General features: G+C 62.9%; 26 protein-coding genes. 19 read left to right on the top strand and 7 right to left on the bottom strand.

Going from position 1 to position 26,523, the window contains the following annotated elements; all coding sequences use genetic code 11:
• The first annotated feature begins 2 nt into the window (after positions 1-2).
• The 8 genes from CABTHER_RS02300 to CABTHER_RS02265 all read left to right on the top strand — a co-directional run bounded on the left by CABTHER_RS02300 (position 3) and on the right by CABTHER_RS02265 (position 6,652).
• Positions 3-932 (top strand): retropepsin-like aspartic protease, encoded by a 930-nt coding sequence (locus tag CABTHER_RS02300; protein ID WP_014098962.1) that lies wholly within the window; start codon positions 3-5, stop codon positions 930-932.
• 125 nt (positions 933-1,057) lie between these two features.
• Entirely contained in the window at positions 1,058-1,609 is a 552-nt protein-coding gene (locus CABTHER_RS02295) for a type IV pilin protein (RefSeq protein WP_014098961.1), read from the top strand.
• Positions 1,610-1,667: 58 nt separating this feature from the next.
• Positions 1,668-2,051 (top strand): peptidoglycan-binding domain-containing protein, encoded by a 384-nt coding sequence (locus tag CABTHER_RS02290; RefSeq protein ID WP_014098960.1) that lies wholly within the window; start codon positions 1,668-1,670, stop codon positions 2,049-2,051.
• Positions 2,052-2,166: 115 nt separating this feature from the next.
• Positions 2,167-2,370 (top strand): sulfur carrier protein ThiS, encoded by a 204-nt coding sequence (gene thiS, locus CABTHER_RS02285; RefSeq protein WP_041569364.1) that lies wholly within the window; start codon positions 2,167-2,169, stop codon positions 2,368-2,370.
• A 139-nt stretch (positions 2,371-2,509) separates the two neighbouring features.
• Positions 2,510-3,295, top strand: a complete 786-nt coding sequence (locus tag CABTHER_RS02280) for a thiazole synthase (protein ID WP_014098958.1) — start codon at positions 2,510-2,512, stop codon at positions 3,293-3,295.
• Positions 3,296-3,298: 3 nt separating this feature from the next.
• On the top strand, positions 3,299-4,066 hold the full coding sequence (locus CABTHER_RS02275) for an SDR family NAD(P)-dependent oxidoreductase (protein WP_014098957.1): 768 nt from the start codon (positions 3,299-3,301) through the stop codon (positions 4,064-4,066).
• Positions 4,067-4,265: 199 nt separating this feature from the next.
• Complete coding sequence (locus CABTHER_RS02270; RefSeq protein ID WP_041569039.1) at positions 4,266-5,756, top strand: FecR domain-containing protein; 1,491 nt, start codon at positions 4,266-4,268, stop codon at positions 5,754-5,756.
• Positions 5,757-5,899: 143 nt separating this feature from the next.
• A complete protein-coding gene (locus tag CABTHER_RS02265; RefSeq protein WP_014098955.1) occupies positions 5,900-6,652 on the top strand; it encodes an MBL fold metallo-hydrolase in 753 nt (250 codons plus the stop codon).
• Here the strand turns inward: CABTHER_RS02265 and CABTHER_RS02260 are convergent.
• The 3 genes from CABTHER_RS02260 to CABTHER_RS02250 form a co-directional block, all read right to left on the bottom strand.
• Positions 6,649-8,859, bottom strand: coding sequence for a PAS domain S-box protein (locus CABTHER_RS02260; RefSeq protein ID WP_014098954.1), 2,211 nt, complete (start codon positions 8,857-8,859; stop codon positions 6,649-6,651). The two genes, CABTHER_RS02265 and CABTHER_RS02260, sit on opposite strands and share 4 nt — an antisense overlap.
• Positions 8,860-8,920: 61 nt before the next feature.
• The gene (locus CABTHER_RS02255; protein ID WP_212770289.1) at positions 8,921-9,418 is read right to left on the bottom strand and encodes a suppressor of fused domain protein; all 498 of its coding nucleotides are present in this window, start codon (positions 9,416-9,418) and stop codon (positions 8,921-8,923) included.
• A 68-nt stretch (positions 9,419-9,486) separates the two neighbouring features.
• Positions 9,487-10,029 (bottom strand): hypothetical protein, encoded by a 543-nt coding sequence (locus tag CABTHER_RS02250; protein WP_228374063.1) that lies wholly within the window; start codon positions 10,027-10,029, stop codon positions 9,487-9,489.
• 213 nt (positions 10,030-10,242) lie between these two features.
• On the opposite strand from CABTHER_RS02250, the gene CABTHER_RS02245 reads away from it, so the two are divergent.
• The 8 genes from CABTHER_RS02245 (at position 10,243) to CABTHER_RS02210 (ending at position 17,864) form a co-directional block, all read left to right on the top strand.
• Positions 10,243-10,995, top strand: a complete 753-nt coding sequence (locus tag CABTHER_RS02245; protein ID WP_014098951.1) for a SprT-like domain-containing protein — start codon at positions 10,243-10,245, stop codon at positions 10,993-10,995.
• Between the two features lie 10 nt (positions 10,996-11,005).
• The gene (locus CABTHER_RS02240) at positions 11,006-11,218 is read left to right on the top strand and encodes a Trm112 family protein (RefSeq protein WP_014098950.1); all 213 of its coding nucleotides are present in this window, start codon (positions 11,006-11,008) and stop codon (positions 11,216-11,218) included.
• A 155-nt stretch (positions 11,219-11,373) separates the two neighbouring features.
• Entirely contained in the window at positions 11,374-12,516 is a 1,143-nt protein-coding gene (locus tag CABTHER_RS02235; RefSeq protein WP_014098949.1) for a cystathionine gamma-synthase, read from the top strand.
• Between the two features lie 346 nt (positions 12,517-12,862).
• Positions 12,863-14,227, top strand: a complete 1,365-nt coding sequence (locus CABTHER_RS15305) for a PP2C family protein-serine/threonine phosphatase (RefSeq protein ID WP_014098948.1) — start codon at positions 12,863-12,865, stop codon at positions 14,225-14,227.
• 27 nt (positions 14,228-14,254) lie between these two features.
• Positions 14,255-15,475 (top strand): glycosyltransferase family 2 protein, encoded by a 1,221-nt coding sequence (locus CABTHER_RS02225; RefSeq protein ID WP_014098947.1) that lies wholly within the window; start codon positions 14,255-14,257, stop codon positions 15,473-15,475.
• Positions 15,462-16,007, top strand: coding sequence for a class I SAM-dependent methyltransferase (locus tag CABTHER_RS02220; RefSeq protein WP_014098946.1), 546 nt, complete (start codon positions 15,462-15,464; stop codon positions 16,005-16,007). The genes CABTHER_RS02225 and CABTHER_RS02220 overlap by 14 nt, the downstream gene beginning before the upstream one ends.
• 100 nt (positions 16,008-16,107) lie before the next feature.
• Positions 16,108-17,064, top strand: a complete 957-nt coding sequence (gene hemC / locus CABTHER_RS02215; protein ID WP_014098945.1) for a hydroxymethylbilane synthase — start codon at positions 16,108-16,110, stop codon at positions 17,062-17,064.
• Between the two features lie 200 nt (positions 17,065-17,264).
• Positions 17,265-17,864 (top strand): hypothetical protein, encoded by a 600-nt coding sequence (locus tag CABTHER_RS02210; RefSeq protein ID WP_014098944.1) that lies wholly within the window; start codon positions 17,265-17,267, stop codon positions 17,862-17,864.
• Between the two features lie 1,010 nt (positions 17,865-18,874).
• Here the strand turns inward: CABTHER_RS02210 and CABTHER_RS15300 are convergent.
• Complete coding sequence (locus CABTHER_RS15300) at positions 18,875-22,306, bottom strand: PA domain-containing protein (RefSeq protein ID WP_014098942.1); 3,432 nt, start codon at positions 22,304-22,306, stop codon at positions 18,875-18,877.
• 251 nt (positions 22,307-22,557) lie between these two features.
• Between CABTHER_RS15300 and rplU the strand changes: the two genes are divergently transcribed.
• The 3 genes from rplU (at position 22,558) to obgE (ending at position 24,332) form a co-directional block, all read left to right on the top strand.
• The gene (gene rplU, locus CABTHER_RS02195) at positions 22,558-22,875 is read left to right on the top strand and encodes a 50S ribosomal protein L21 (RefSeq protein WP_014098941.1); all 318 of its coding nucleotides are present in this window, start codon (positions 22,558-22,560) and stop codon (positions 22,873-22,875) included.
• Between the two features lie 52 nt (positions 22,876-22,927).
• Positions 22,928-23,221 carry a 50S ribosomal protein L27 gene (gene rpmA / locus CABTHER_RS02190; RefSeq protein ID WP_014098940.1) on the top strand — a complete coding sequence of 98 codons (294 nt, stop codon included), beginning with the start codon at positions 22,928-22,930 and terminating at the stop codon, positions 23,219-23,221.
• 118 nt (positions 23,222-23,339) lie between these two features.
• Entirely contained in the window at positions 23,340-24,332 is a 993-nt protein-coding gene (gene obgE, locus CABTHER_RS02185) for a GTPase ObgE (RefSeq protein WP_014098939.1), read from the top strand.
• A gap of 5 nt (positions 24,333-24,337) precedes the next feature.
• Here obgE and CABTHER_RS02180 read toward each other — a convergent pair whose 3' ends face one another.
• From CABTHER_RS02180 to CABTHER_RS02170, 3 genes are read right to left on the bottom strand one after another with little or no spacing between them, the layout of a single operon-like run.
• Entirely contained in the window at positions 24,338-25,606 is a 1,269-nt protein-coding gene (locus tag CABTHER_RS02180; RefSeq protein WP_014098938.1) for a BaiN/RdsA family NAD(P)/FAD-dependent oxidoreductase, read from the bottom strand.
• Positions 25,607-25,613: 7 nt separating this feature from the next.
• A complete protein-coding gene (lspA, locus tag CABTHER_RS02175) occupies positions 25,614-26,147 on the bottom strand; it encodes a signal peptidase II (protein ID WP_014098937.1) in 534 nt (177 codons plus the stop codon).
• Positions 26,144-26,521, bottom strand: coding sequence for a hypothetical protein (locus CABTHER_RS02170; protein ID WP_014098936.1), 378 nt, complete (start codon positions 26,519-26,521; stop codon positions 26,144-26,146). The genes lspA and CABTHER_RS02170 overlap by 4 nt, the downstream gene beginning before the upstream one ends.
• Positions 26,522-26,523 lie beyond the last annotated feature (2 nt).

Below are 26,523 nucleotides of genomic sequence, written 5' to 3'. Positions count from 1 at the left end.
GAATGTCACGGCTGACGTTCTTCATCCGTTTACAGCCTCTGTGGTGCGCCTGGTTAGTCATCCTGACCCAGGCAAGTCTGCCCCTGGCAGCCATACCAAAACGAAATACCACGTATCGGCCCGCGCCGGTCATCTGGCAGGAAGACCGGCGCGGCCTGTGTGTGACGGCCTGGGTCAACGACGCCGGGCCGTTTACGTTTGTGCTGGACACCGGTGCCGGACTTACCCTGCTGTCGCCCCGTACGGCGGCACGCGCTGGCGTACGCGAAACCGGCCGCACGTTGCGTCTCCAAGGCACCGGCGCGGGTGCAGGGCACATCCACCGTCTGGTGACGGCCCAAACGCTGGCGCTTGGACAGCGCAACAACCGGCTGCCCTGCGTCGGGCGCCTGGTCGTTGTGGAGACGCTGCCGCCCGATGTGGATGGCATTCTCGATCCAACCGAAGTTTTTGGAGACACTGGCTACGAACTTGACTTTCCCAACCGGACGCTGGCCCCACTAATACCCCAGCGGACCCTGGGAGGAACGATCGTGCGCTGGTTGCCCGAAGCGGGCGGAAAGCGTCCTTTCGTGGCGCTCAACGGCCGGGAACCGGCCCTGATTGACACGGGTTCGGGTTTTGGGCTGGCTATTCCGGCTTCCAAAGCGGCGGCCTTTGGCATCCAGCCCGAGATTCCGGTCGCCGCGCGCCGCCTGCGGGACATCACAGGTCGCACACTCCAAGTCACGCGGGTGTCACCGGTGAGTGTCCGGCTGGAGCCATTGTACCTGGAACGCATCCCAACCGACCTGCTGCACGGCACAGACCCTGCAACGCCCCTTCTCCTTGGGCGTGACGCCCTGCGCCCCTTCCGTATTGCCTTCGACCTGCGCCAGCGCCGCCTCATCTTCTTCCTTCCGCCGCTGCCCCCATTGGTTGGGCGGGACTGAAAAGACCGGCGGCTGCGCCACAGCCCGAAAGTACCTCTCACCAGCAGGATTCAGGCTTGTTTCCGGTATTTCCCCTTCGTTACCATTGCGCCCCAACAAACATTTCCATCCAGGGTTTCAGGTGGGTGCCGGTGCAGCGTGGGCAGCGCCGTATTTTTTGCACGGGACTTGGTGGTGCCCGCGGCCGGGTTCGGGCGCGTGGGGCCAGTGCCGTTGAACTGCTCGTGGCTGTGGCCATCCTTGGCATCCTGCTGGCGCTGTCCGTTCTGGCCTACCGGTGGGTAGTGGTGGTCGTGGCTGAACAGCGGGCGGTCAAAAACATCCAGACGATGGTCACGGCCCAAACGGCGCACCATGCCATGCACGGGCGGTTCGGCACATGGGAACAGCTTATTGACCACCTGGGTCTGCTGGATGGTTTTGAGCGTCGGTTGGACGGGGTTGCCGCCAGTGAGGTCATTGGCGATGGCTGGTACGGCTACAGCCTGCGTTTTGAAGCCAATGCGGCGGGCTTTACGCTCGACGCCGACCCGCTCCCAAGCCAGGCGCGCCGCTGTCGGCGCTTTCGCTACCGCCTGCGCGCGACGGTGACGCGCCGGCAGACCGGAATGATTCTCGTGGCGTTGCCGAGTGTGGACCCGCCACCTGAATCAGCCTATCAACCTTTCAACCCCTGACGGTTTCAACTGTCAGGACACTTCATCTGGATTTCTACACCCCAAGGAGGATTCTTCGATGTTACGCAAATCCCTGCTTCTGGCTCTGTTGACCGCCTTCATCCTGACCGGCTTTGGCAGCCCGACCTTCACCGCGGCCCAGGAAGCCCCGGCGGCTGAAGAAAGCGCCAAGCCAAAGAAGAAAAAACCCCGCGCCAACAATCCCAACACTGATTACGGCAAGGCCCAGCAGATGCTCAAGGACGCTGGCCTGTACCAGGGCGAGATCACCGGCTACAAGAACCCCGAAACCACCGAGGCGCTGCGCAAGTATCAGGAGCAGAACGGTCTCAAAGTGACCGGCACGCTCAACAATGAAACCCGCGAGAAAATGGGACTTCCCAAGCGCAAGCCGCCAGTCAAAAAGAAAGAGGAAGGCAACCCGACGGGGCCACAGTCATAGCCCAAGCCATCGTCACCTGGGTGGTTGGGTGATGTGACCGGTTTGAAAACCACAGCGGTTTCGGCGTAATGTTTGGTGTCGCCGAAACCGTTTTTCTTTGCTGCTCTTTGCACCCATGACCGTCACCATCAACGGAGAATATCAAACGCTTTCGGAACCGGCGACCCTGGCCGAATTGGTCGCCCGGCTTGGTTTCACGGATGCCCGGCGGATTGCCATTGAACGCAACGGTGAACTAGCACCGCGGCCCAGGTGGGCGGACATTCCGGTGGAAGAGGGCGACCGGATTGAGATTGTCCACTTCGTCGGAGGCGGATAACCCCGGGAGCGCGGGCATTCTTACTTGGGAGTGCGGGCATCCTGCCCGCTTACTTGGGAGCGCGTTACCTGGGAGCGCGGGCGTCCCGCCCGCGGGAGCTTTTGGTACCCCACCCTGCCCACACTTGGGAACAAACCCTATGACAGACAACCTGGTGATTGCCGGCCGTACCTTTCGTTCACGGCTCATGATCGGCACCGGCAAGTATCCTGATTTGGAGACCATGCGCGCCGCACACCGCGCGTCGGGGGCGGAAGTTGTCACGGTGGCTGTCCGGCGCGTCAACCTGGCCGACCGTTCGGCCGGCTCGCTGATGGACTACCTCGACCTCGACCGCATGCTCATCCTGCCGAACACGGCCGCATGCTACACCGCCGAGGAAGCCATCCGCACGGCCCGGCTTGCCCGTGAAATCCTGGACACCCCGTGGATCAAGCTGGAAGTCATCGGGGACGAAAAAACCCTCTTTCCCGACAATGCCGGACTGATCGAAGCCACCCGCGTCCTGGCGAAGGAAGGCTTCATCGTACTGCCCTACTTCAACGATGACCTCGTGGCAGCACGGCGACTCATAGACGCCGGCGCCGCCGCCATTATGCCGTTGGCGGCCCCGATTGGTTCGGGCCTCGGCATTCAGAACTTCACGACGCTGCGCATCCTGCGCGAAATGATCACCGACGTGCCGATTATCGTGGATGCCGGCGTCGGTACGGCTTCCGACGTGGCCATTGCCATGGAAATGGGCATGGACGGCGTACTGCTGAATACCGCCGTTGCCACGGCCCAGAATCCGCCGCTGATGGCTGCTGCCATGAAACACGCCATTGAAGCCGGGCGCATGGCCTATCTGGCCGGACGGATGCCGCGCCGCCTCTACGCCAGCGCCAGCAGTCCCCTCGACGGGCTGATCGGTTCGCGTCCGTAGCCCATGTTCCGGCTCGACGGCAAGGTAGCCCTCATCACCGGCGGTTCCAGTGGCATCGGACGTGCCATCGCCGAACTGTTTGCCGAAGTCGGCGCGCGCGTGGCGATTGTGTCGCGGCGACTGTCGGCCGGGCAGGAAGCCGTTGCCCACCTGACGCTGATGGGCGGGCAGGCGATTCACATCCAGGCGGATGTCACCCAGGAAGCCGATGTCAGGCGCAGTCTGGAAGCAACGCTCGACCGCTACGGGCGGCTGGATGTGGTCGTCAACAACGCCGGCGTCAACCGCCGGGTCAGCCTCGAAGCCACCACGGATGACGACTGGCAGATGACCTTCGATGTCAACGTCCGGGGCGCTTTTCTCTATGCCCGGCACGCCATACCGCACTTCCAGGCGCAGCGGCAGGGCTGCATCATCAACATTGCCGGCCTGTTGGGCGTCAAGGGCGGGGCGGGCGCCTCGCCGGCCTTTGCCGCCTCGAAAGGCGCGCTGGTGACGCTGACGAAATCCCTCGCCGTGCGCTACGGGCGCGACGGCATCCGCGTCAACTGCATCTCACCCGGCTTCGTCCCGACCGAAGGCAACCGGCAGCTTATTGATGACGCGCCCGACCCGGCTGCCCGCCGGCGCGAGTTTGAAGCCGGCTATCCCCTGGGCCGCCTGGGCCGCCCGGAAGATGTTGCCTACGCCGCTCTGTATCTGGCCTCCGGAGAGGCCGGCTGGGTGACAGGCATCAATCTCGTCGTGGACGGCGGACTGCTTGCCCGATAGCTGGGAAGAGAGAGCAGCGCGCCGGGCGGAAGCCATTCCGGCCGGCCCGGCTTGAATGTGTCCGGCTTCTTGTGCCACAGTGTGTAACACCGCATCCAATGTTCCGCAACCGCGTCGGAATATCGCTTACAACGCCTACGCTGGAAAACGCCATCGTTTCCGGAAGACGCAACCATCCACCCCACGGAGGTTTCTGGGTATGCAGCGATCTATTCTCACACTGACGTTATTGGCTGGTGCCTGGACGTTCAGCGCAACCGCCGTCAGCGCCCAAACGACCCCCCAGGCGCCAACGACGGAAGTCCCCATCCGCGGCGCCAACACGGTGAGCCTGCCGGAACAGTTCATCGTTTCGGCTAAGGCCGGCACGATCAACTTCATCGAAGGTACGGTCACAAGCAGCCGGGCCAAAACCCCGGACACCTGGCGCGGCGTCAGTCTCGGCGACCGTCTTAAGACGGGTGATCGGCTACGCACAAGTTCTGATGGGCGGGCTGAAATCCTGCTCAATCCCGGCTCCTACCTGCGCCTGGATTATGACGGGGAAATCGTCATGACCAACCCCAACCTCGACGCGCTGGCAGTGGAAGTCATCTCCGGGAGTGCCTTGTTTGAAGTCACCGGGACCGATGGCACGGAACTTCTGCTGCGTATCATCACGCCGAATGGCACGGTGAATGTCGTGCGGAACGGTTTGTACCGCGTGACCGTCCCACGGGAAGGCGCACCGATGGTGGCCGTGACCAAGGGACGGATTACCGTCGAGCAGGCCGGACGCTCGCTGCCGGTCAAGGACAAGCAGCTTGTCACCCTCGATGCCACGGCGGTGACAACGGCCAAGCTCGACAAAAAAGACCGTGATGCCTTCGATGAATGGAGCCGCAACCGCGCCAAGACCCTGCGGGATGCCAACGCCCGCCTGCGCGACCGGGACGTACTGGCGGCGTTCAACGGCTGGCGGCAGAATGGCGCGTATGGCTTCGGTTTTGCGCCCTTCTTCGGTCTCTGGCTCTTTGATGCCCGGCTGGGTGGCTACACGTTCTTTCCGTTTTACGGTTACTGGAACTCACCCTACGGCTTTGCCTACGGCACGAACTGGGGGCTGCCGTGGGATATGTACCGCCCCACACTCTTCAATCCAGCGCCGCCCACTGCGCCGATGAATGGTCCCGGTACGGTTGCCGGACAGCTGGCTGGAAAGCCGGCCGCACCGGGCGAGACACCTATCGAGCCAACGGCACCCGGTGATGGTTCTCTGGGGGAGACATCCTCACCAACACCGCGCCCACCACTTACGCCAACACCGCGCCCCCCACTTACGCCAACACCGCGTCCACCGCTTACGCCAACACCGCGTCCACCGCTTACACCGTCACTGCAACCGGCAGCCAACTTGGGGGATGATGACTACCTGCCGGCCCTGCCGCGCCGGGAACTGCCCTCGCCGGTGGCGCGTCCCACCTTCGATGACGGCGGCTTCGGCAAGCCCGGCTACGACCTCCCCATGCGCGGTGGGATGATGCGCGGTGGCATGACGCCTGACTACGGCGGCTCAATCCTGCGTGGGGGCTACGGCGGCGATGCCGGACCGGGGATCAGTCCCGCGCCCGGCGGCGGACTGCGCCCGGCCGCCCCGGTACGCTCCGGCGGCGACGGCCAGACCCGCACCCAAAGCCCGGTTGTCGAGTAACGACGCCGGACCCACCAAAAACCGCTGGCGGCCGGTTTTCCGGCCGCCAGTTTCTTTTCAACCAGTTTTTTCCGTCCCTTCCGGAGAGTATTGTTGACCGGCGCGCCCCCATCCGATGCACACACTGAAGTATCCGCAAAACGATGGAAATCGAATTTCTTGGCACTGGCACGTCCGTCGGCATCCCGATGATTGGCTGCGACTGCCCCACCTGCACCTCGGACGATCCACGCGACCGCCGGTTGCGCGTCTCACTACTTGTCCGCCATCAGGGAGCGCAGATACTCATTGACCCTTCGATTGATTTCCGCCAGCAGGCGCTGCGCGCCGGGTTGAAGTCGCTCGATGCCGTCCTCATCACCCACGCCCATGCCGACCACGTGTTCGGGATGGACGACCTGCGCGCCCTCAACTACCGCCAGGGCGCTATCCCATGCTTTGCCAGCGCCGAAACGTGGCACAACCTGTACCGCATGTTCAGCTACGCCTTTGGCCCGGCTGGGCCTTCGAGCCGTCCGCGGCTGGTGCCTCACATCATCGGCGGCAATTTCACCCTCTGCGGTCTGCATGTCACACCAGTGGCACTGCCTCACGGCGACATGACGACGCTCGGCTTCCGCCTCGAAAACTTCGCTTACATCACCGACTGCAACGCCCTTCCCGATGCCGCCTGTGAACAACTGCTGGGGCTGGAAGTGCTGGTGCTCGACTGCGTACGCTACAAGCCGCACCCCACCCATCTGCACCTCGATGCGGCGCTGGCCTACATTGCCCGGCTGCAACCCAAACGCGCCTACCTCACGCACATGGCGCACGACATCCGCCACGCCGAACTGGACGCCCGTCTGCCGCCGGGTGTCCGGCTGGCCTATGACGGTCTGCGGCTTGTGGTTTAGGAAGGCGCACCTGTCGGCCGGAACAACCCCTGCACCGCCCGATAGAGCTGCTTCACGGAAAAGGGCTTCTGAAGCCGCTCAAGCCGTACGCCGGGCGGCAGTTCCGGCAGGTCTTCCTGCCCCGGCAGCCCGCTGATGAGCAGGAACCGTTCACACAGGCCACGGTTTGCCAACTCCGCTATGATCTGTGGCCCTGTCACGTGCGGCAGCGACCGGTCAGTGACAACCAGCGCCAGCGGTGAACCCAGGCGTTTGGTCAGTGGAATGGCTTCCGCGCCGTCCTGCACGTGGTGAACCGTTTTGAAGCCCATGTCCGAGAGCGTTTCGGACAGGAACGCACCCAGTTCGGCTTCATCCTCAACGATCAGCGCCGTGGCATCTGCGGGGAGCAGAGCCGAGAGCAGCTTCACCTCACCCGAAGCTTCTTCAGCCGCCGGCGTGCCTTGCACGAGTGGAAAGAACAGCCCGATGGTCGTGCCCTCCCGGGGAGCTGAATCCACCGTGATGAAGCCGCGGCTTTCACCCACAAAGCCATAGACGGTTGCCAGCCCCAGGCCGGTGCCCCGACCCACCTCTTTCGTCGTGAAAAACGGCTCGAAGATGCGCTGCTGGGTCTCGGCATCCATCCCCACACCTGTATCGCTCACCTTCACGAACACATAGTCGCCCGGCTCCGGCGGGTGGGCATAGACGACACGCGCCGTCAACTGCGTGAGTGCGTTGGTGACGGTCTGCTGCCCGACGGTGACGGTCAGGTGCCCACCGGTCGGCATGGCGTCGCGCGCATTGAGGATGAGATTGAGCAGCGCCTGCGAGAAGCGGCTGGCGTCGAGATGGGCCAGGAGACTTTCGCCGGTCAGCGACGCCAGAGACAGATCATCCACCTCGATTTCGGCGGGAAGCAGGCGACGGGCCATATCGAGCACTTCCTGGGCGGCGCGGCATACGTCGAGTATCTGGGGCTGCCCGTCGCGCTGGCGTGAAAACACCATGAGTTCCTGAACGAGTTCGCTTCCGCGCCTGACGGCGCGCAGGATGCTTTCCAGGCGGCGCAGAAGTTGCGGGGAATGAGCGACATCCCGGCGGATCATTTCGCCGTACCCCTGGATGATGGCGAGCAGATTGTTGAAGTTATGGGCAATCCCGGCCGACAACTGCCCCACGGATTCGAGCCGGGAGCGTTGGCGCTGCTGGGCTTCGATGCGGCGGCGCTCGGTCACATCGCGCTGGACGGCCACCCAGTGGGTGTAGTAGCCGGTCTCATCGGCAATCGGCACAATCGCCAGCTCGGACCAGAACGGGTGGCCATCCTTGCGGTAGTTGATGAGTTCAATCGTGATGGGCTGCCAGTTTTGCAGCGCCTGCCGAATCCGGGCGCGGGCTTCCGCCGAGGTTTCCGGCCCCTGGAGCATGCGTGGCGTCTGCCCAATGGCTTCGAGCGCCGTGTAGCCCGTCATCTGCTCAAACGCCCGGTTGACGTAGAGAATCCGCGGCCCGGGCGGATCAATCGGCTCGGCTTCGGTCACAAGCACGGCATCGTGGATGTTGTCCAGAACGGCTTCAAGCAACCGGATGTGTTCCCGGTAGGCCACATCCTCGGTCACATCCCGTGAAACCATGAACACCTGCGTCACCTGCCCGGCGGCATCGCGACGCGCTTCGCCACGGCACTGCCGATGGCGCACCCCCTGCGTGGGATGCAGCAAGCGGAACTCCTGGAAGAGTTCCGCCCCTTCCGCCACGGTACGGGCATAAGCAGCAGCAACCCGTTCCCGGTCATCCGGGTGAACGAAGTGTGCGATACCCAGGTTTATGTCTGTCACAGTCTCTTCCCGCGACATCTCCAGTTCGGCCAGCGCCCGGTCTGACCATGACAGGTATTGACGCTGGACATCGTACTTCCATGTTCCGACGCTGGTCAGCCGCTCCAGGGAGGCAAAGTCTTCCCGGAGGGCGGCATACCGCGCGTCGTACTGCGCCAGAACCTCGGCCAGAAACGATGCGGCGCGCTCCTGGGCCACATCATCCCGCCCCTGAAGAAGCCGGGTGTGGAGGCGGATGAGGTCAGCCGCCGGCGGCCAGGCGTCAGCTTCCCAAGACTCAAAAAAGGACGGCAGCGCTGGCTGACCGGCGAGTGCGGCTTCCAGAGCCTCAGCATAAGCTGTTTCATAAGCGAATTCCGATGAGGTGGGGGGTAGGTTCGACATAGGGAAACCTCAGTGGGTGGTAGGTGAGCAAGACCAGCGCATATCGGTGCTTTTGCTTCTTTCAGCGCGGTTCAAGCAGGTCAATGCCGTTGGCGCTGGCGTATTCGCGCAGGGCCAAAGGGCCTTCCCGCCGCAAAACAAAACTTTCGTATTCGGTAAGGGGAATGACGTAGAGCACCTTGACGGGCCCCTGGGGGTCATCGAGGGTGTCAGGATCATCGTCGGTCAGGGCCGGGTGCAGCCAGACTTCCCGGCAGTGCGTGAAGCCGGGAACGCCGGCCGGAACGTCCACGCGCGTCTGCCAGTCGAAGGCCGTCTGTGGCTGGCTGGCCGCAGTTGCCAACTGCGCCAGAAAGGCCGCGGCCTCAGTTTGTCCGGCAGGCGGGAGTGGACGCTTGATCATCCAGTGCAGCTCAAAGGGTGTGCCATCTGGAGTCTGCGCCTGGTCAGACAGTCCCAGCGTGTTGAAAGCCGTGGCCAGTCCGTCGGGGTCTTCCCAGACAGCGACGTGAAGCGATCCCAGCGCCGCCATGCGGTTTGGATGGCCCCAAACTTCCACAAGTCTGAAAAACAACCGGCGCATTCTGGGCGTCGGAGTTGACGTAGCAACAGAGGGCATCCTGTCACTCAGGGGGACGGTGGCAGCGGGGTCACGGCTTCGACGATGCCGCGCCGGATGATGACTTCACATGGAGCGCCCACGCGAAACCGGGTAAAGAGTTCCGCCGGCACGGGATGTTCATACACCTTCGGGCTTTTGGATGACCGGACACGCACAAGATACCGTTCCGTGCGCTTGCCAGCGCGGTAATCGGGACCCGGCGGCAACGCCGGCCAGCGTGGGTTGGGCGTGGCGTCGGCTTCGGTCAGCTCACGGACTGCCACCCACCGCTCGTCTGTTTCTCCGGGGGCTGGCGGCTGCCGCTGTTCGAGCTGAATTGTCCGCTCCCACTCCAGCCCAACCACCGTCATCGTGATGCTTTGGGGTTGGAAGGCATAGTAGAGCAAGCCCCCGAAAACGACCATCACCAGCATCAGGACGCCACCGACGGCCAGCAGCAGCGACCTGAGCGGAAAGCCGGTGTCCGGCGGCGCGGAAGGCCCTGAAGGAACGGGAGCGGGAAGGCTCTCGCCGGAAGGCAGCGGCAGGTCAGGCTCGGAGTGGGTCATCATGTCAATCCAAGGCAACAGGCGATGTTACGGCCTTCAGGCATTTTGCCGGAAGGGGTGGCTGGAGTCAAAACGGTGTTTTCTGTTTTTTTCTGCCTTTCGCGTGTCTGATGCCGGCCCCCGCGCACCGGCCCGGGTTGGTTTGCAGATCAAAGTGGGTACGTTGACGCTGACAACCCGGGCAGACTATCGTCGGGGTTTACACCTGGTCCTATGGCTCATCCGGCACAACCACTCCGCACACTTTCAGAAGCCGAACTCATCCAGATATTTGCCCGCTGGCAGCAATTCATTGCGCCCCGGGCCAGACAGCCGCGCGCCATTCAGGTGACGTTTTACCCCTACGTGGGCATCAACAACACCATTCGCCTGCGGGAGGGTGTGATGTACGTCCGGCTGTCGGACATCCTCATCCACGCGCCAAAGGCTGTCATCGAAGCCGTGGCCGGCATTCTGCTGGCGCGCCTGTATCGGAAGCCCGTTCCTGGCCGCTGCACGGAGGTGTTCCGGGAGTACGTGCGCTCGAAGCCGGTGACGCGGCTGGCCGAGCAGCGGCGGCGCGAGCGCGGGTTCAAGCTGATTTCCGGCGCGCGCGGGAAGCACTACGATCTCGAAAAGCTGTTTCACCGGCTCAACCAGCAGTATTTCGACGGCCAGCTTCGGCGTCCGGCGCTGACGTGGAGCCAGCGGCGGACGCGCCGGACCTTTGGCCACTACGACGCGGCCCACCACACCATCGTCATCAGCCGGACGCTGGATGACGCGCGCGTGCCGCAGTTTGTCGTCGAGTATGTGCTCTACCACGAAATGCTGCACATCAGGCATGGCGTCACGCACGTCAATGGCCGCCGGTGCGTTCACACACCGGCATTTCAGGAAGATGAGCGCCGGTTTGCCGGGTATGATGAGGCTTCGGCCTGGCTTTGCCGGTTGGCCGAAACCCTGAGCCGGACGCGCCGCCGCTGAAAGTCCTGTCATGGAAACTGCTACCGGTCACACCGACGCCGCCCTGCCCGCCATTGAGTTGATTTGCTGCGTGGTGTGCCGGGTTCAGGTGGTGCTGCTGGCTGACCGGACGGGCGTCCAGTGTCCACGCTGTCACCGGGTGTACCCCATTGAAGACGGTATTCCCCAGATGCTGCTTGAAAAGGCCCGACAACCTTCGGAATCCTCTCTGGAAGGGTCATGAACCGGCGGCCCGGCAGAAAAACGCGAAACGTGAAGCTACTGCCGGGCAGGGACGGTGTGACCAGCCGGTAGCGAACCGGCGTAAACTGCGGTAGAACTTTCTGCACTCACAGCAGCCGTCGGCCGGCCGGGCGCGGCGGCGGGAGAATGCACCCCATGGGATTTGCGACTGACGTCATCCATGCCGGTCAACCGCCGGAACCGGCAACCGGCGCTGTTGCCGTGCCGATCTATCAGACTTCGACCTACGTCCAGGAAGGGCTGGGGCGGCACAAAGGATATGAGTACGCCCGCACGCACAATCCGACCCGCGCGGCGCTGGAAGCCAACGTGGCTGTGCTGGAAGGCGGCGTGGCGGGCTTTGCCTTTGCTTCGGGGATGGCGGCCATTCACGCCGTCATGACGGCCTGCCTCAAGGCCGGCGATCACGTCGTGGTGTCCGACAACACCTACGGCGGGACGTACCGCCTGTTTGAGCGGGTGCTGACGGACTTCGGGCTGGCGTTTGATTACGTGGATGCCAGCGATACAGAGCAGGTGGTGGCGGCGCTGCGCCCGACGACGCGGATGGTGTTTCTGGAAACGCCGACCAATCCCGTCATGCGCCTGTGTGACATTGCTGCCATTGCGCAGGCGGTACGGCCGCAGGGGATTCACGTCGTCGTGGACAACACGTTTATGTCGCCCTACTTCCAGCGGCCGCTGACGCTGGGGGCCAATATCGTCGTGCACTCAACGACGAAGTACCTCAACGGCCACAGCGACAGCGTGGGCGGAGTGGTCATCGTCACGGAACCGGAAGTGGCCGCGCGCCTGGCGTTTGTCCAGAATGCCGCCGGAGCGATTCTTTCCCCGATGGATGCGTGGCTGACGATGCGCGGCATCAAGACGCTGGTCGTACGCATGCAGGCCCATGACGCCAATGGACGCGCCGTTGCCCGGTTTCTGCGCGAACATCCGCGTGTGGCGCGGGTGTATTACCCCGGACTGCCGGAACACCCCCAGCATGCGCTGGCCGCGCGGCAGATGACAGGTTTCGGTGGGATGCTGGCCTTTGATGTTGGAGACCTGGAGGCTGCCCGGCGGGTGCTGGAAAGCCTGAAGGTGTTTGCGCTGGCGGAATCGCTTGGCGGCGTCGAAAGCCTGGCCTGCCATCCGGCGACGATGACCCATGCCAGCGTACCGCCAGCGGAGCGGCAGCGGTTGGGCATCACGGAAGGACTTGTCCGGCTTTCGGTTGGCATCGAAGACATCGCGGATTTGCTCGCCGATCTGGATCAGGCGCTGGCCTCGCTGTGAGGTAGCGCCGGTCTCTGTCACAAGGTAGATTTACCCCCTAGTCGCCCTGCCTGGGTTGACTTATACTGACGCATCTATTCTTGTGATGAACACAGCCAAGGACTGACAGATTGCGGTTGTCGGCGACGCGCGCGGGTGATGGACTCCTTGAATGGTCCGTATCCCACGCGGTCATACGTTGTTTGCAGCGTTGCCCTCGTGTTGGCGGCACCGTATTCTCGCAGCACCATACGCACAAGGGGTTATCATCAGAAACGATCATCACCACGGCGTTATGGCCTGATATGAATTCCTGACAGCAATGGCCCACCATGGGAACGACCAATCCTCACCACATCACGATGCTATGACCACTGCGACAACCGTCAACGGTGTGAGAAAAATTGAAGTGTATGCGCTGACTGACGTTGGCGTGGTCCGCCCGCACAATGAAGACAACTTCCTGATTGTCAACCTCAGCAACGGGCAGAGCTGGACGGCTGAAAACCAACTCCCGGACCATCCATTGCTCATCGAGCTGCACCCTGCTGACCAGGGCGTGCTGCTTGCCGTTTCCGATGGTATGGGCGGGGCGCTGGCAGGCGAAGTGGCCAGTCACCTGGCTGTGACGCAGGTCTGCGACAGCATGATGCGGCTTCAGAAAGCCCCCGAATTCAGTCACTTCAAGTTTCACGAGCGTCTCCGGTTTGCCATTGAGCGCGCCAATCTGTTCATCAACCACCAGAGCCAGCGCAGCCCGGAATATGCCGGGATGGGAGCGACCTTCACCGGGGCGGGACTGGATGGTACCGTGCTCTACCTGGCGCAAGTCGGCGACTCACGCGCCTACCTGTTTCGGCACGGACTCGTCAAGCAGGTGACGACGGATCAATCCCTCGTCGAACAACTCATCCAGTCCGGGCATATCACCCCTGAAGAAGCGGAAACCCACCCCTACAAAAACGTCATTCTCCAGGCGCTGGGGGCCACGCCCAGCGTCGCAGTGACGGTAGATAGCATCCGGGTCTGCCGCGACGATGTGCTGCTGCTGTGCAGCGACGGTCTCTCCGGCAAGATCAACGGCGAAGACATGCAGCACATCCTGAGTGCCACCAACGGCGACCTGCGTCTGGCCTGCCAGCACATGGTGAATCTGGCCAACGAACGCGGCGGCGAAGACAACATCACCGTCATGCTTCTGCGTTTCACAGGTGAAGGTTTTCCACGGCGCGGCGAGGTTGCCGGGGATGACATCATCACCCCGATTGACCGTGATCACAACCTGCCTTACCCAACCGAAGAAAGCTTGGGGTTGGGTGACGAACCGACCGAGGATGAGCTGGACACTGCGCCGACCATGGAGCTGACCTCGGAAGGTGGTTCCGTGCAGGAACCGACGCCGGCTGAACTGTCTATTACGAGTGGACTGGGACTGACACGCCAACTCACGGCTGTCACACCAACCCCGGCCGAAGCCCCGGCGGCAGCTTCCAGTCCCAATGGTGTGGCGCACCTGCCGGACAGCTCACACCTGGAGACCAAGGCGGCCAATAACCCGGCTTCCGAAGATGGACTCCAGATGTATCGCTTTGTGGCTACAGGGGTGCTCGTGGTGCTCTCGTTGGTGGCGCTCATCTGGACGTTCATCAATCGTGGCAAGGTCGGTGTGCGCCCGGACGGCACTGACCCGCCGCGCGAACAGACCCACGTCACAGCACCACCTTCCCAGTGATTCCGCACTTCCTCTGGCTGATGTTGCATGTCTGCTGCTTCTTCTGAAGCTTCCATTGAGCTGACCATCGTCATGCCCTGCCTCAATGAGGCTGAAACCCTGGAAACCTGCATTCGCAAAGCCTTTGACTTTCTCAACCGCCATGGCGTTACCGGTGAGGTCGTCATTGGCGACAACGGTTCGACCGATGGTTCGCAAGCCATTGCCCACCGCCTTGGCGCGCGGGTGGTTCAGGTCCCTACGCGGGGCTACGGTGCAGCGCTGTACGGCGCCACGCTGGCCGCCCGTGGGCGCTACGTCATCATGGGCGACTCCGACGACAGTTACGACTTCTCGAACCTGATGCCCTTTCTCGAAAAACTCCGCGAGGGCTACGACCTGGTGATGGGCAATCGCTTTCGCGGCGGCATTCAGCCCGGAGCCATGCCGTGGAAAAACCGCTACATCGGCAACCCTGTCCTGACCGGCATCGGCCGGCTGCTGTTCCGGTGCCCGGCGGGTGATTTTCACTGCGGCCTGCGGGGCTATTCCATGGCGGCCTTCAAGCGTATGGACTTGCGCACCACGGGCATGGAGTTTGCCTCGGAAATGGTCATCAAGGCCACGCTCCTGGGACTGCGGATTGCCGAAGTGCCCACCACGCTTTCGCCCGATGGGCGGTCGCGTCCGCCGCATCTGCGTCCGTGGCGGGACGGCTGGCGGCATCTGCGCTTCATGCTGCTGTACAGCCCACGCTGGCTTTTTCTCTATCCGGGACTGTTCCTGATGCTGGTCGGGCTGGGTGTGGGAACCTGGCTTCTGCCGGGGCCGCAGCGCCTGGCCGGTGTCGTTCTGGACGTGCACACGCTGCTCTACGCTGCGCTGGCGGTGCTGATTGGTTTTCAGTGCATCACCTTTGCCCTGCTGGCCAAGGTCTTTGCCATCAACGAGGGACTTCTCCCCGAAGACCCACGGCTGACCAGACTGTTCCAGTACATCACCCTCGAAACCGGCCTCATCATCGGCAGCCTGCTCGTCGTTGGCGGACTGGCCGGCTCCATTGCCGCGGTTGTTTCCTGGAACGAAGCGGCCTACGGCCCACTCGATGCCAGCCGGACGCTGCGGATGGTCATTCCTTCGGTGCTCTGCCTGATGCTCGGCTGCGAAACCATTCTGGCCAGCCTCTTCCTGAGCATTCTGGGGCTGCGCATCCGGCGGATGGCGCCAGCGATAACCACGACGGGACTTCCAGAGCATGAAGCCGCTTGACCGTTACCTCCAACGGTGGCGTATTGCCGTTGTGCGCCCCTATCTTGCGCCTACGGATCGCATTCTGGACATTGGGGCCTTTGATGGCGCACTCGCCCGGCAGGTCACGGGCTTCCGGCAGTACGTCGGCATTGACCCGGAAGCCGATCCACGTCTGGCCACAGACCGCATCCAACTGGTGCGCGGCTATTTCCCGGACGACCTGCCGCCGGGCGAACCCTTCGATGCCATCACCCTGCTGGCGGTACTCGAACACATCCCCAACGATAAGCTCGTGGACTTTGCCACCGCCTGCGCCAACGCCCTGCGTCCAAACGGCAAGCTGCTCATCACCGTGCCCCACCCGCTCGTTGACCGCATCCTGGACGCCATGATCGCCCTGCGACTCCTGGATGGCATGGAGACCGAAGCACACTACGGCTTCGATGTATCGCAAACGCCAGACATTTTTCGGCAGGCCGGCTTTGAACTCATCACACACCGGCGCTTCCAGTTGGGTCTCAACAACTTCTTCGCCTTTCGCAAAAGCTGAATACAGCCGGCAGCGAAACCATTTTTTCGTCGTGAAACGCCGTCGGACGATATAGGCTGGCGGTAGAGTAGTTTTGTCACCTTACTGTCCAGACCTGACTATGACGCTCTCTGTTCCTACCGCCCGCCCCGATGCCGACCTTGTCATTGGTTCACGCGGCAGTGCCCTGGCACTCTGGCAAGCCGAGTGGGTCAAAGCGCAGCTCGAACGGGCGGTTCCGACCCGTCGTGTAGCCATTCAAATCATCAAAACGACGGGGGATGCCATCCTTGACGCGCCGCTCTCGAAGATTGGCGGCAAAGGTGTCTTTACGAAAGAGATCGAGGAAGCCCTGCTGGCCGGGGTTGTGGACCTGGCCGTTCACAGCCTGAAGGACCTGCCGACGCGCCTGCCGGACGGACTCAAGCTGGGCTGTGTGACCCAGCGGGAGGATGTACGGGATGCCCTCGTCGCGCGGGATGGCATCCGGTCACTCGATGAACTGCCGCCCCGGGCGATCATCGGCACGAGCAGTCTCCGCCGCCAGGCACAGCTTCTGGCCCGGCGTCCCGATCTGCAACTGGCTGACCTCCGTGGCAACGTCGGCACCCGCTTGCAGCGAGTTGACGAGGGGCGCTACGACGCCATCATCCTGGCCGCAGCCGGCTTGAGCCGACTGGGCTTCGAGGCGCGCATTGCCCAGCGGATTCCAACCGACATCATGCTGCCGGCCGTCGGCCAGGGGGCACTGGGCATTGAGATTCGGGAAGGTGATAGCACGACCCAGGCAGCCATTGAGGTTCTGGCCCATCATCGCACCTGGCACGCCTGTGAAGCTGAACGGGCTTTTCTGCATGGGCTGGGGGGTGGCTGCCAGGTGCCCATCGCCGCCCACGCCGTCGTGGACGACGAAGGCCGGCTCCGCCTGCGTGGTCTTGTGGCCCGCGTGGATGGGACGCGCCTGGTTCAGGATGAACTCACCGGCGACGCCCGCTTTGCGGAAGACATCGGCCGGGAACTGGCCGAACGGGTACTGGCGCAAGGTGCCGCCGAATTGCTGGCCGAACTCCATACCTGACCTGAAGCCAAAAAACAGCGGGACGCGGCGCTTTTCAAAGTTCCCGGACAGGTAGGACAAGGGGCACGACTTAACCGTGCATCACTTGACGAAGCCGAACGACCTTCCGCACGATACCGATCCGGCCGGGCGGATGCCCTGCTGACCCACAAGAGTATCCACCCTGCCTGACGGCCTGATGGAAGGAGTTCCGGCTTTTCATGTCTGCACCATACCGCCAACGCTTCTGGACAGGCAGTTTGTTCATTGCCTGCCTTGTTTGTTCACCCCTGCTTGTGCCGGCACAGGAAGGGGCCACTTCTCCCAAACCGGCGACGCCCAAAGCCGCCAAAAAGCGCGTCAAAGCCAAACCAACGACTGAGGAAAACACATCTCCTGTAACCAACCCGGCTGACCTTCCGCTGGGCGTGCAGGACAATCTGGCCGAAGCCAGACGGCTTCAGGAACAATACCGGCGTGAGGAAGCCGCGCGCCGACGCGCAGAAGCTGAGGCCCGCAAGAAGGGACTCCCGTGGCCGCCGCCGGAAGAAACCAGCCCGGAACAACCTGCCACACCATCACCGTCCATAGCCCCCCAAACGGTTTCCCAACCGGCGCCACCACCTGAAGAAGAAACCCCACCGCCACCCACCACCCCACCGGTGGAACAGCAGATGACAACACCACAGCCTGAAAGCCAAAGTGGGAACGGCGCGCAAGACGCCAAGCCGGCACCACCGGCGCTACCGGCTGGAGGAAAAACCATCATCCGCACCTGGCCGCAAGTCAGAAAGACAACCAAACCCAGCCCACCGCAATAGCCGGCACCATCCAAACCAACACAACCAAAGCCACCCGGCGGGCGGGGCGGACTCCATTTTCAGGACCTGAAACAAACCTTGAAACATCGCCGAAACGCCCGGCGCGTACCGTTGAGTAGTCGCTCCCACACCTGAGTTGAGTAGTCGCTCCCACACCTGATTGGATAAATCCCCGAGACAAAGGCTGAGATGAAAGGAAGGACCGCCATGAACCCGAAGTACACGACCGCCGGCCTGGCGTTTGGTCTCCTCGTTGCCCTTGCACCTGACACCGCGCTGGCCCAGAACCCAAAGCCACAGGTACGTCAGAAAGCTTCCACCCGCAGTGCTTCCCCTGCCCCCCAGACCACTAACAACCCTGCTGACCTGCCGATTGGCGTCCTGCAGGGTATGGAAGATGCCAAGCGTTATCAGGAACTCGTCCGGCGGGCCACACGCGAAGGACAGCCCGCCCCGCCACTGCCTTATGCAGCCCCAACCCCCAGACCGGCGGCCGTGCCACCGGCAGGAGCAGCCTATACCCTGCCATCAGGTGTACCCACCGCGCCGAGCCGGTCAGAGGTTTCAGGCGGTATGTACACGGTGACCAGTCCATATCAGCCTGTGGTGACACCGGCGATGGTGCCTGTGCCTGCCAACAGGCCACAGGCGACGCAGTATCTCCAGTCCCCCATGCAGCCGCCGATCAGACCGGACATGACATTCGGCCAGGCAAGACCGCAGCCGACAACACCACAACCGTCAGAGCAGGATCTGAACAACCTTCGTGAACAAATCGAAGCCCTCTACAATACTCTCCACCACAGCGGGGACTTCGGCATTGATCTGTCTTCCCCGTCTTTGCCGGTTGCCAGTCCACCCTCCCGTCAGCCCATTTCGATGCCCGGGCCAGGACCGAGAAGCCTTCCCTTTGGTCGTAAGCCGTAACCTGACCTGACATTCTCCAGCAGACAAAAAGGCGGGGTACACACGGTGTACCCCGCCTCCATTTTTAGGCTTCGGTTTCCCGACTACGGGACAGAGACCGGCGGCAGCTTGGGCTGCCCGTCCCAGTTACCGATGAGCGGCACGTCCCCCGGTGCGCCGTAGTTCACCCGCAACTCCGGCGTCCCGCCCGTGTTTGCCGTCCGCAACTGGAACTGGATGGTCCCCCCAAGGTTCACCACCACGCCCACCGTGGCAAACCCCTGCCGAAGCCAGTCCCCGGCTACTGGTGCAACCAATGTTCCGGTTGTCGTCACTTGGAAGACGGCATCCGGTGGGCCGCTCGTGTTCGCATTTTTCAACAAAAACTGCCCATTGCTTGGTCGGTACAGTCCCAGCCCTGTCACTGCACTTCCGAGCGTCCAGCGCCCGGCCACCGGCCGGTCCGTCGCCTGCGCCCCCGTGATCACCACCGTCAGATCGGGATTCCCGGCCGCATTTGTATTCCGCAGGAAGAACGTCTGATTCCCCGGACGGTACACCCCGCACGTCACCGTCCCGTTGCCATCCCAGTCCCCCGCAATCGGAATGTCCCCCGGCTGCCCGAACGCAAACGACACGTCCGCAAATCCGCCCGTGTTGTTGTTGATGAGGAAAAATGTCATCACCCCGTTGACATTCCGGTAAATACCCGGCGTGTCAATGCCATCGCCGTCCCAATCCCCGGCAATCGGTACATCCCCGGCCGTCCCGTAGAAAAAGTCCTGGTCAGCAAAGTCCGAAATCAGCCGGTTCTTCAGGTACACGTATCCGTTCGACGGACGGAACATCGCCATCGCTGCGCCCAACGGTGCGCCACCAGTGCCGCCAGCCTGCGTCACCGTCACCACCTGCCCGGCCACGAAAAACGTTCCCGTACGGGGCGTGGAGCGTGGATTGCGCCCGACACCAATGGTCAACGTAGCGTTGCCGATACCGGAAATCACCAGCCGCCGATCCACCTGTCCCAGTTCATCCACCATACGGGGTGTCACAACAGTCCCATTGGCGAGCTGCGCTGAAATAAGCTTGATCCACGGTGCATCCGTGCTGCGCACCCGCGCTTCCCAGGCACAGCTTGGGCCCGTCGTTACCGTCAGCGTCACATTGTCAACAGCTTCCCCACCGACGCTGAGTACGGTTGGTGAGACTGTAAAGGTACACAGTCCCTGGCCAACGGTCAGGAGCAGACCTTGGGTGACAGCACCCAGACTGTTGGCAGCCCGAACCACGAGGGTGTAGGTGCCTGCGGTGCCGGCTCCCGGCGTACCCACCAGTGTGGCGACACCAACGCCGCCAATGAACCGCACTCCGGCCGGCAGGTTTCCGCTCACAAGGGTAATGGTGGGAGCCGGGCTGCCGCTCGCGGTGATGAGGAAACTTGACGCCTGCCCCAAGGTGAACGTCACGGTGTTGGGACTGGTAAAACCCGGTGCGGTATCGGCAGCGCCGTTCTGCACAATCGTCAAGGCATTCCCACCGGGATCGAGAGTCAGCGTCGCCGTGCGTTGTGAGCCGGGATTTGGTGCGACCTGGAAACTGATGTTGGTCAACAGGTTGCCAGCCGTGGGAAAGCCTGTGATCCAACTGGGCAAACCCGCTACGCTCCACGGCCCGACGGCATTGATGGCAACTTGTGGCGTTGCACCGTCAGACGGCACCTGGAGTCCCGATGTGGAAAAGATGGGGTTGACCGTCCAACCCAAGTCGCGGAAGAGGTTGAGCGTCAGGTCCTGGGTACGCGGCAGGCGCGGGTTAATCGCTGGCTCCATCAGCAGCCGTGGGCGTACAGTGTTGTCCCAGTGCGACACCGAAGAACCCGCCTGCCGTGGATTGGGAGCAAACATGCGAATCCGTCCGTTGGTCGTTCCGGCAGGGCGGGTGGGGTCAAGGCGCAGTGTGGCCGTGACACTCCCGCTGGACAGGAAGTTGCGCAGGGTTGTGCCGTCTGCCTGCGAAATTCCGACAACCGGGATAGTGATGTCTGGGGCGGTTCCGCCGGGGATGAAGCCCCCCGTCGTGTTGTTGGCAATGATCAGCCCCTGCGCCCCGGCCTGCTGAGCGTTGGCGGCCTTGTCCACAAAGGGACACTCGCCCCGGTCCACCAGAGCAAAGTTGGTGTTGACCGTGCCCGGATTCGACAGCGGCCCACAGGCCAGCGGCGGCTGGGCCGCCACGAGTGGGCGCGTCAATCCGCCCAGAGTGATAGGGCCGCCAAACGTGGCCTGGTTGACGGCAATGAACACTGGCGGCTCACGCTCGATCCGCAGCACCGGCGATGGCTCTAGCGCAACTGGCAGCACGCTCTGGGTCGTGGGGCCAGTCCAGGTCAGGTTTCCGGTGTTGGTGGCCGATGCCTGCCGCTGTGCGGCCGTCATCTGGTTCCAGTTGAGGTTGAGATTTTCATCCCGGAGAAGGCGGGCATAGCAATCGGTGAAGCCGCCATCCGGGTTGGTATCATCCGCGCCGGCATTGCGTCCGTTGGCAGTATTGACAAAGGTGCTGAAGCCCAAACCGTGGGCGAATTCGTGCAGGACGACCGTGAGCAGGTCAACCTGGTCGGGCGGCGCGTTGTTGTCCAGTCCAAGGTAAAAGTTGAAGTTTGTGCTGAAGTTGGTGTTGATTTGCGCGCGCGGCGGGTTCTGCGGTGACAGGTCATTCCCGGCCAGCGCGTTGGCCAGGGCGTAGTGGTACCACGTATCCCCAAACGGCGCATTCGGGAAGCCACGGAAGATGGATGTCGTTCCAGCCGAGCCAAGCACCCCGCTGCCCAACGACGTGAACCGGCCTTCAACAACAATCGGCACGTTGCTGCGCAGCGTCGCGCCCCAGATTTCAGCCGCGCGCTGAAAGACGTTCAGGCGCTGCTGGCCAAGGGTCGTCCCCGGGTTGCCGCCGACCGGAGTGGCGGGCGTCGGATCGTTGAAGCCGACGCCAGGTTCATTCACGTTCCGAATGATGATGGTCGAACCCTGTGGGTTCTCGATGCGGACTTCAGACCGGGTTGCCAGACTCGTCACCACGCCAGCCGGCTTACGGAGCGGCGGCAGCACGAGGTCACGCCCGGCAGGGTGGTCGTTCTGGCCAGTGTGCTGATCATCCTGCCCGCCAGCAGCTTCATCGCCGCCACGCAGGAAGGCTTCCGCTTCGGTGACGCTGCCCACACAGCGCACGGAAATCCGACCGTCGGCTTCGGTACGCGCCAGGGCGACGTGCTGGAAGCCGTCGCCAAGTTCCATCATCAGGGCACCGTTTTTGAGCTGGCGGCAGGGAAGTCCCTGTGTCTCCCGGCGCGTAGCCTGGGCAACGAAATCAAGGGTCTCCCGGAGCGGGTCCTGGTTCGCTTTGGCGGCAACCGGACTTCCCCATTTCGTGTCAGACAGGAACGCCGAAGGCAGACCGGAGACAGCAACCAGTCCCAGAAGGGAAAAGATGCCGACCCGCAGGACAAAGGACAAGCGATGTGGCTTCCAGTACATAAGTCTCTCTGAAGGTTGGACTTTGAATGGCAATGTATGGGCAACAGGGTGGGCCGCAGCATAAGCAATCCCGTCCCAACCTAACAAGACCTTCCACAATGACCTTTTGCCCCGCAGACGGCCGCAGCATTGACCTGGCAAACCAGAAACTTGACAGATTCAGCCGCCGGTCACTAGACTTCCGGCTTTGCCCTTAAGTGCCGCCTATCGGCGTCAGCCGGCGATTGTCACGGGGAAGTAGGAGATACGCCATGTCTTATGCCATCATTGCCACAGGTGGAAAACAGTTTCGGGTTGCCGAAGGGGATGTCATTCAGGTGCCGAGCCTGAAAGCCGAGCCGGGGCAGACGGTGCAACTCGATGTGCTTGCACTGCACACCGGTTCGGAATTCAAGGTCGGGACGCCACACCTGCCCGGTGCCCGTGTCACGGCTTCGGTCATCGGGCATGGGCGCGCCCGGAAAATCATTGTCTTCAAGTTCAAACGTCGGAAGCAGTACCGGCGCAAGCGTGGGCATCGCCAGAACTTTACGGCGCTGCTGGTACAGAAAATCGAAGCCGCCGCGTAGTTCGTTTCTGCCTCCTGTCCGATCCCATTTCATCTACGAGGTCATACCAGCTATGGCTCATAAAAAAGGCGTTGGAAGTTCCCGCAACGGGCGCGACTCGCACGCGAAGCGCCTCGGCGTCAAGCGTTTTGGCAATCAGTTCGTCAAGGCCGGTGAAATTCTGGTTCGGCAGCGCGGCACCCGCTTCAAGCCGGGGCGCAATGTCGGTCTGGGGCGTGACCACACGCTCTTTGCGCTGACGGCCGGACACCTGCGTTTCCGCGACCGCGGACAGCTTGGGCGCTACATCGAGGTCATTCCGCTGGAAACACCACCGGCCACGACCGAAACACCCACCACGGCCTGAGAAGGACTGACTCCCAACGCCGGCGCCCAGAAGTGTTGGCGTCGGTGATGCTCCCGGCAACAGCACCCAACGGCAAGCCCAAGGTTTCTGACCAGCCTTGGGCTTTGTGCTTTGTTCCATGTTTGTTGACGAAGCCATCATCTATGTCGCTGGCGGCAACGGCGGTAATGGCTGTATGGCCTTTCGCCGTGAGAAGTTCGTGCCACGTGGTGGGCCTTCCGGCGGTGATGGCGGCGACGGTGGCACGGTCTATCTGCGGGCCAGCCACCACACCAACACGCTGCTCGCCTTTCGCTACAACCCGCGCTATGCCGCCGAACGCGGCGGCCACGGTGAGGGCAGCAACCGTCACGGGCGGAACGGCGCCGACTGCATCGTGGATGTCCCGGTAGGCACACTGGTCTATGACGCCGACACCGGAGAATGCCTGGCCGATTTGACCACGGACGGTCAGATGGTGGCCGTGGCCCGGGGCGGACGCGGCGGACGCGGCAATGCCCGCTTTGCCAGTTCGGTCAACCGCGCCCCACGGCAGCACGAACCGGGCCAACCGGGTGAACGCCGCACCCTGCGGCTCGAACTCAAGCTGCTGGCCGACGTGGGACTGGTGGGCTACCCCAACGCCGGCAAGTCCACCTTCATTGCAGCGGTTTCGGCGGCGCGGCCAAAAATTGCCGACTACCCGTTCACCACCCTCGTGCCCAACCTGGGTGTCGTCGGACTGGAAGATTACCGGAGCTTTGTCATTGCCGACATTCCCGGCATCATCGAAGGGGCCCACGCAGGGCGTGGACTCGGCCTGCAATTTCTCCGGCACATCGAGCGGACGCGGCTGCTGCTGCACCTTGTGGATGTGTCGCCAATGGCGGCCCAGGACCCGGTGACGGCCTACAACGCCATCGAAAACGAGCTGGTGCGCTATGACCCGGAACTCGCCGCCCGGCCGCGCCTGGTCGTCGCCACCAAACAGGACATTGCCGATCCAGCCCGGACAGCCGCGCTCCAACAGCACTGCCAACAGCTTGGCATTCCCTGCTTTCCGGTCTCAGCCGTGACCGGCGAAGGCATCCCGCCGCTCATTCAGCAGGTGGCACGCCGGCTTTTTTCCTGACCTTCCTAAGCCTGGCGCAAGCTGTCCGACGCAGTGCGAAGGGCGCGGGCTGCCGCAACGCCGGCCACGTAGCCGCTTGACCACGCCCACTGAAAGTTGAAGCCCCCGATGCGGCCGTCCACGTCGCAGATTTCCCCGCAACAGTACAGCCCCGGACAGCGCCGCGAGGCCATGCGGCTGACATCGAGTTCCCGAAGTGGCACGCCGCCAGCCGTCGTTTCCGCATAAGTAAATCCCCGGTCGCCAGTGACCGGTGCCGCCCACTGCAGAACGGTGGTGATCAGCGCCTGCCGTTCGGTACGGGTCAGTTGTGCTCCGGTACGGGTGAGGGGAACGGCAGCCAGTTCGAGCAGAAGCTGCGCCAAACGCTCCGGCAGATACTCACTCAAAAACCGCAGGAGGGTCGTCCGCCCCAGCGACAGCAACTGCTGTTCAAACCTGCCCGGTGGGAGTTCCGGCAACCAGTTGATGACAAGCTGCGCCGCCAGCCCTTTCTGCCGCGCCGCCAGCCAATGCCGACTGATGTCAAGCGTCGCCGGGCCGGACAGCCCAAAATGCGTACACAGCAGCGACCCCGTGACGGCTGCCAGCGTCTTGCGGCCCACTTTGACGGACAGGGTGGCCGGCGTACTGATGCCACGCCGGTCACACAGGGGATGGTTCGGCGGAAGCAACAGTGGGACGAGCGCCGGAAACGTCGGCGTGATGGTGTGCCCCAGTGCCGTTGCCAGGTGATAGCCGGAGCCATCCGAACCCGACTTGGGCAGACTCCTGCCGCCCGTGGCGAGAATGACCTGCCGGGCCGCCACTGTCCCCCAAGGGCCGCCAACCAGAAACCCCTGTGCGGTCGGTTGCACGACTTCAACCCGGCAGGGATGGCGACACTCAACCCCGGCCGCTGCGGCTGCCGCGAGCAGGGCATCGAGGACCGTCCGTGCGCGGTCAGTGACGGGAAAGAGCTTGCCGGTGGCTTCCCGCTTGAGCACGACGCCCAGTTCATTGAAGAACGCAACTGTGGCAGGTACATCAAACTGCCGCAGCACAGGGTGAATGAAGGTCGGCCCGGAGCCGGCAAAATCGTCAGCCGTCACCTGTTCGTGGGTCACGTTGCAGCGCCCGCCACCGGAAACGAGTATTTTTGCCCCCAGGCGTGGCGCACCATCCAGCGCCACGATGCGCGCCCGCGGCCCAGCCGTCCGGCCTGCCCAGATGCCGGCCATCAATCCGGCAGCACCCGCGCCAACAATAACGATGTCCGCCTCGCAGGTTGGCATGGATTCGTCAGGTCTCGGTCCGCGCCGGACGCCACAGTTCACTGAAGGTGTCCAGCGCCAGCATGACGGCCCCGACGGTGATGCAGCTATCCGCCAGGTTGAAGGTGGGAAAGTGCCACGCTCCCCAGTGGAAATCGAGAAAATCAATGACCGCACCATGCACGATGCGGTCCAGGGCATTGCCCAGAATGCCGCCCAGCAGGCAGGTCAGCGTCCAGCGCAGCAGCCGGCGGTCGGCTGGCGTCCACCAGAGGTACAGCCCGACGCCCACGCCTGCACAGGCAGCAATCACAAGCAGCGTCAGCCGCATGGCCGGCGTACCACTGTCCAGCAGGCTGAACGCAATGCCGGGGTTTTCGGCATAACGCAGGTGGAAAAACCCAGGTACAACGCGGATGACGGCATCCGTTGGACGCAGCGCCCAGTACACCCACAGCTTGCTGAACTGGTCCAGCACTACCAGTCCGCCAGCAACAAGAAAGTGGCGGTAGGGCGGCTCCCGATGGCCCGCGTCCGAAGCGCCCACGGCGACGGGCGTCACGCCACGCGGCGCTTGTAGTAGTAGTCATCCAGCGCCCGCACGGCAAAGCTCAGAATTTTGGCAACGTCGCCATCTTCCCGGCCGCCTTCCTTGGGATCGGTGTTGAGCGTGGCGACAATTTCCCCTTGGTCGTTGGCTTGGCAGTCCACATTGCCCAGCTTTGTCTTCACTTCAACCAGGGCGCCGAGTACATCCTGGTTGATCACCACCACACAGTCGAGATTTCCAAACGCATAGACCAGTTCATCTCCGGCGCGGGTGGGCGAAGTCCGGTGTTCCTTCCACAGGCGTTCAATGAGTTTGTAGAGCTGCTCAAGGGTTTGGGCATGTTCACCGCCAAAACGACAGGCAGCAGCAGATTCAACGACAGGCACGG

The organism is Chloracidobacterium thermophilum B (genome assembly GCF_000226295.1).
Lineage (GTDB): Bacteria > Acidobacteriota > Blastocatellia > Chloracidobacteriales > Chloracidobacteriaceae > Chloracidobacterium > Chloracidobacterium thermophilum.
This window is presented reverse-complemented; position numbering and strand designations above follow the sequence as displayed.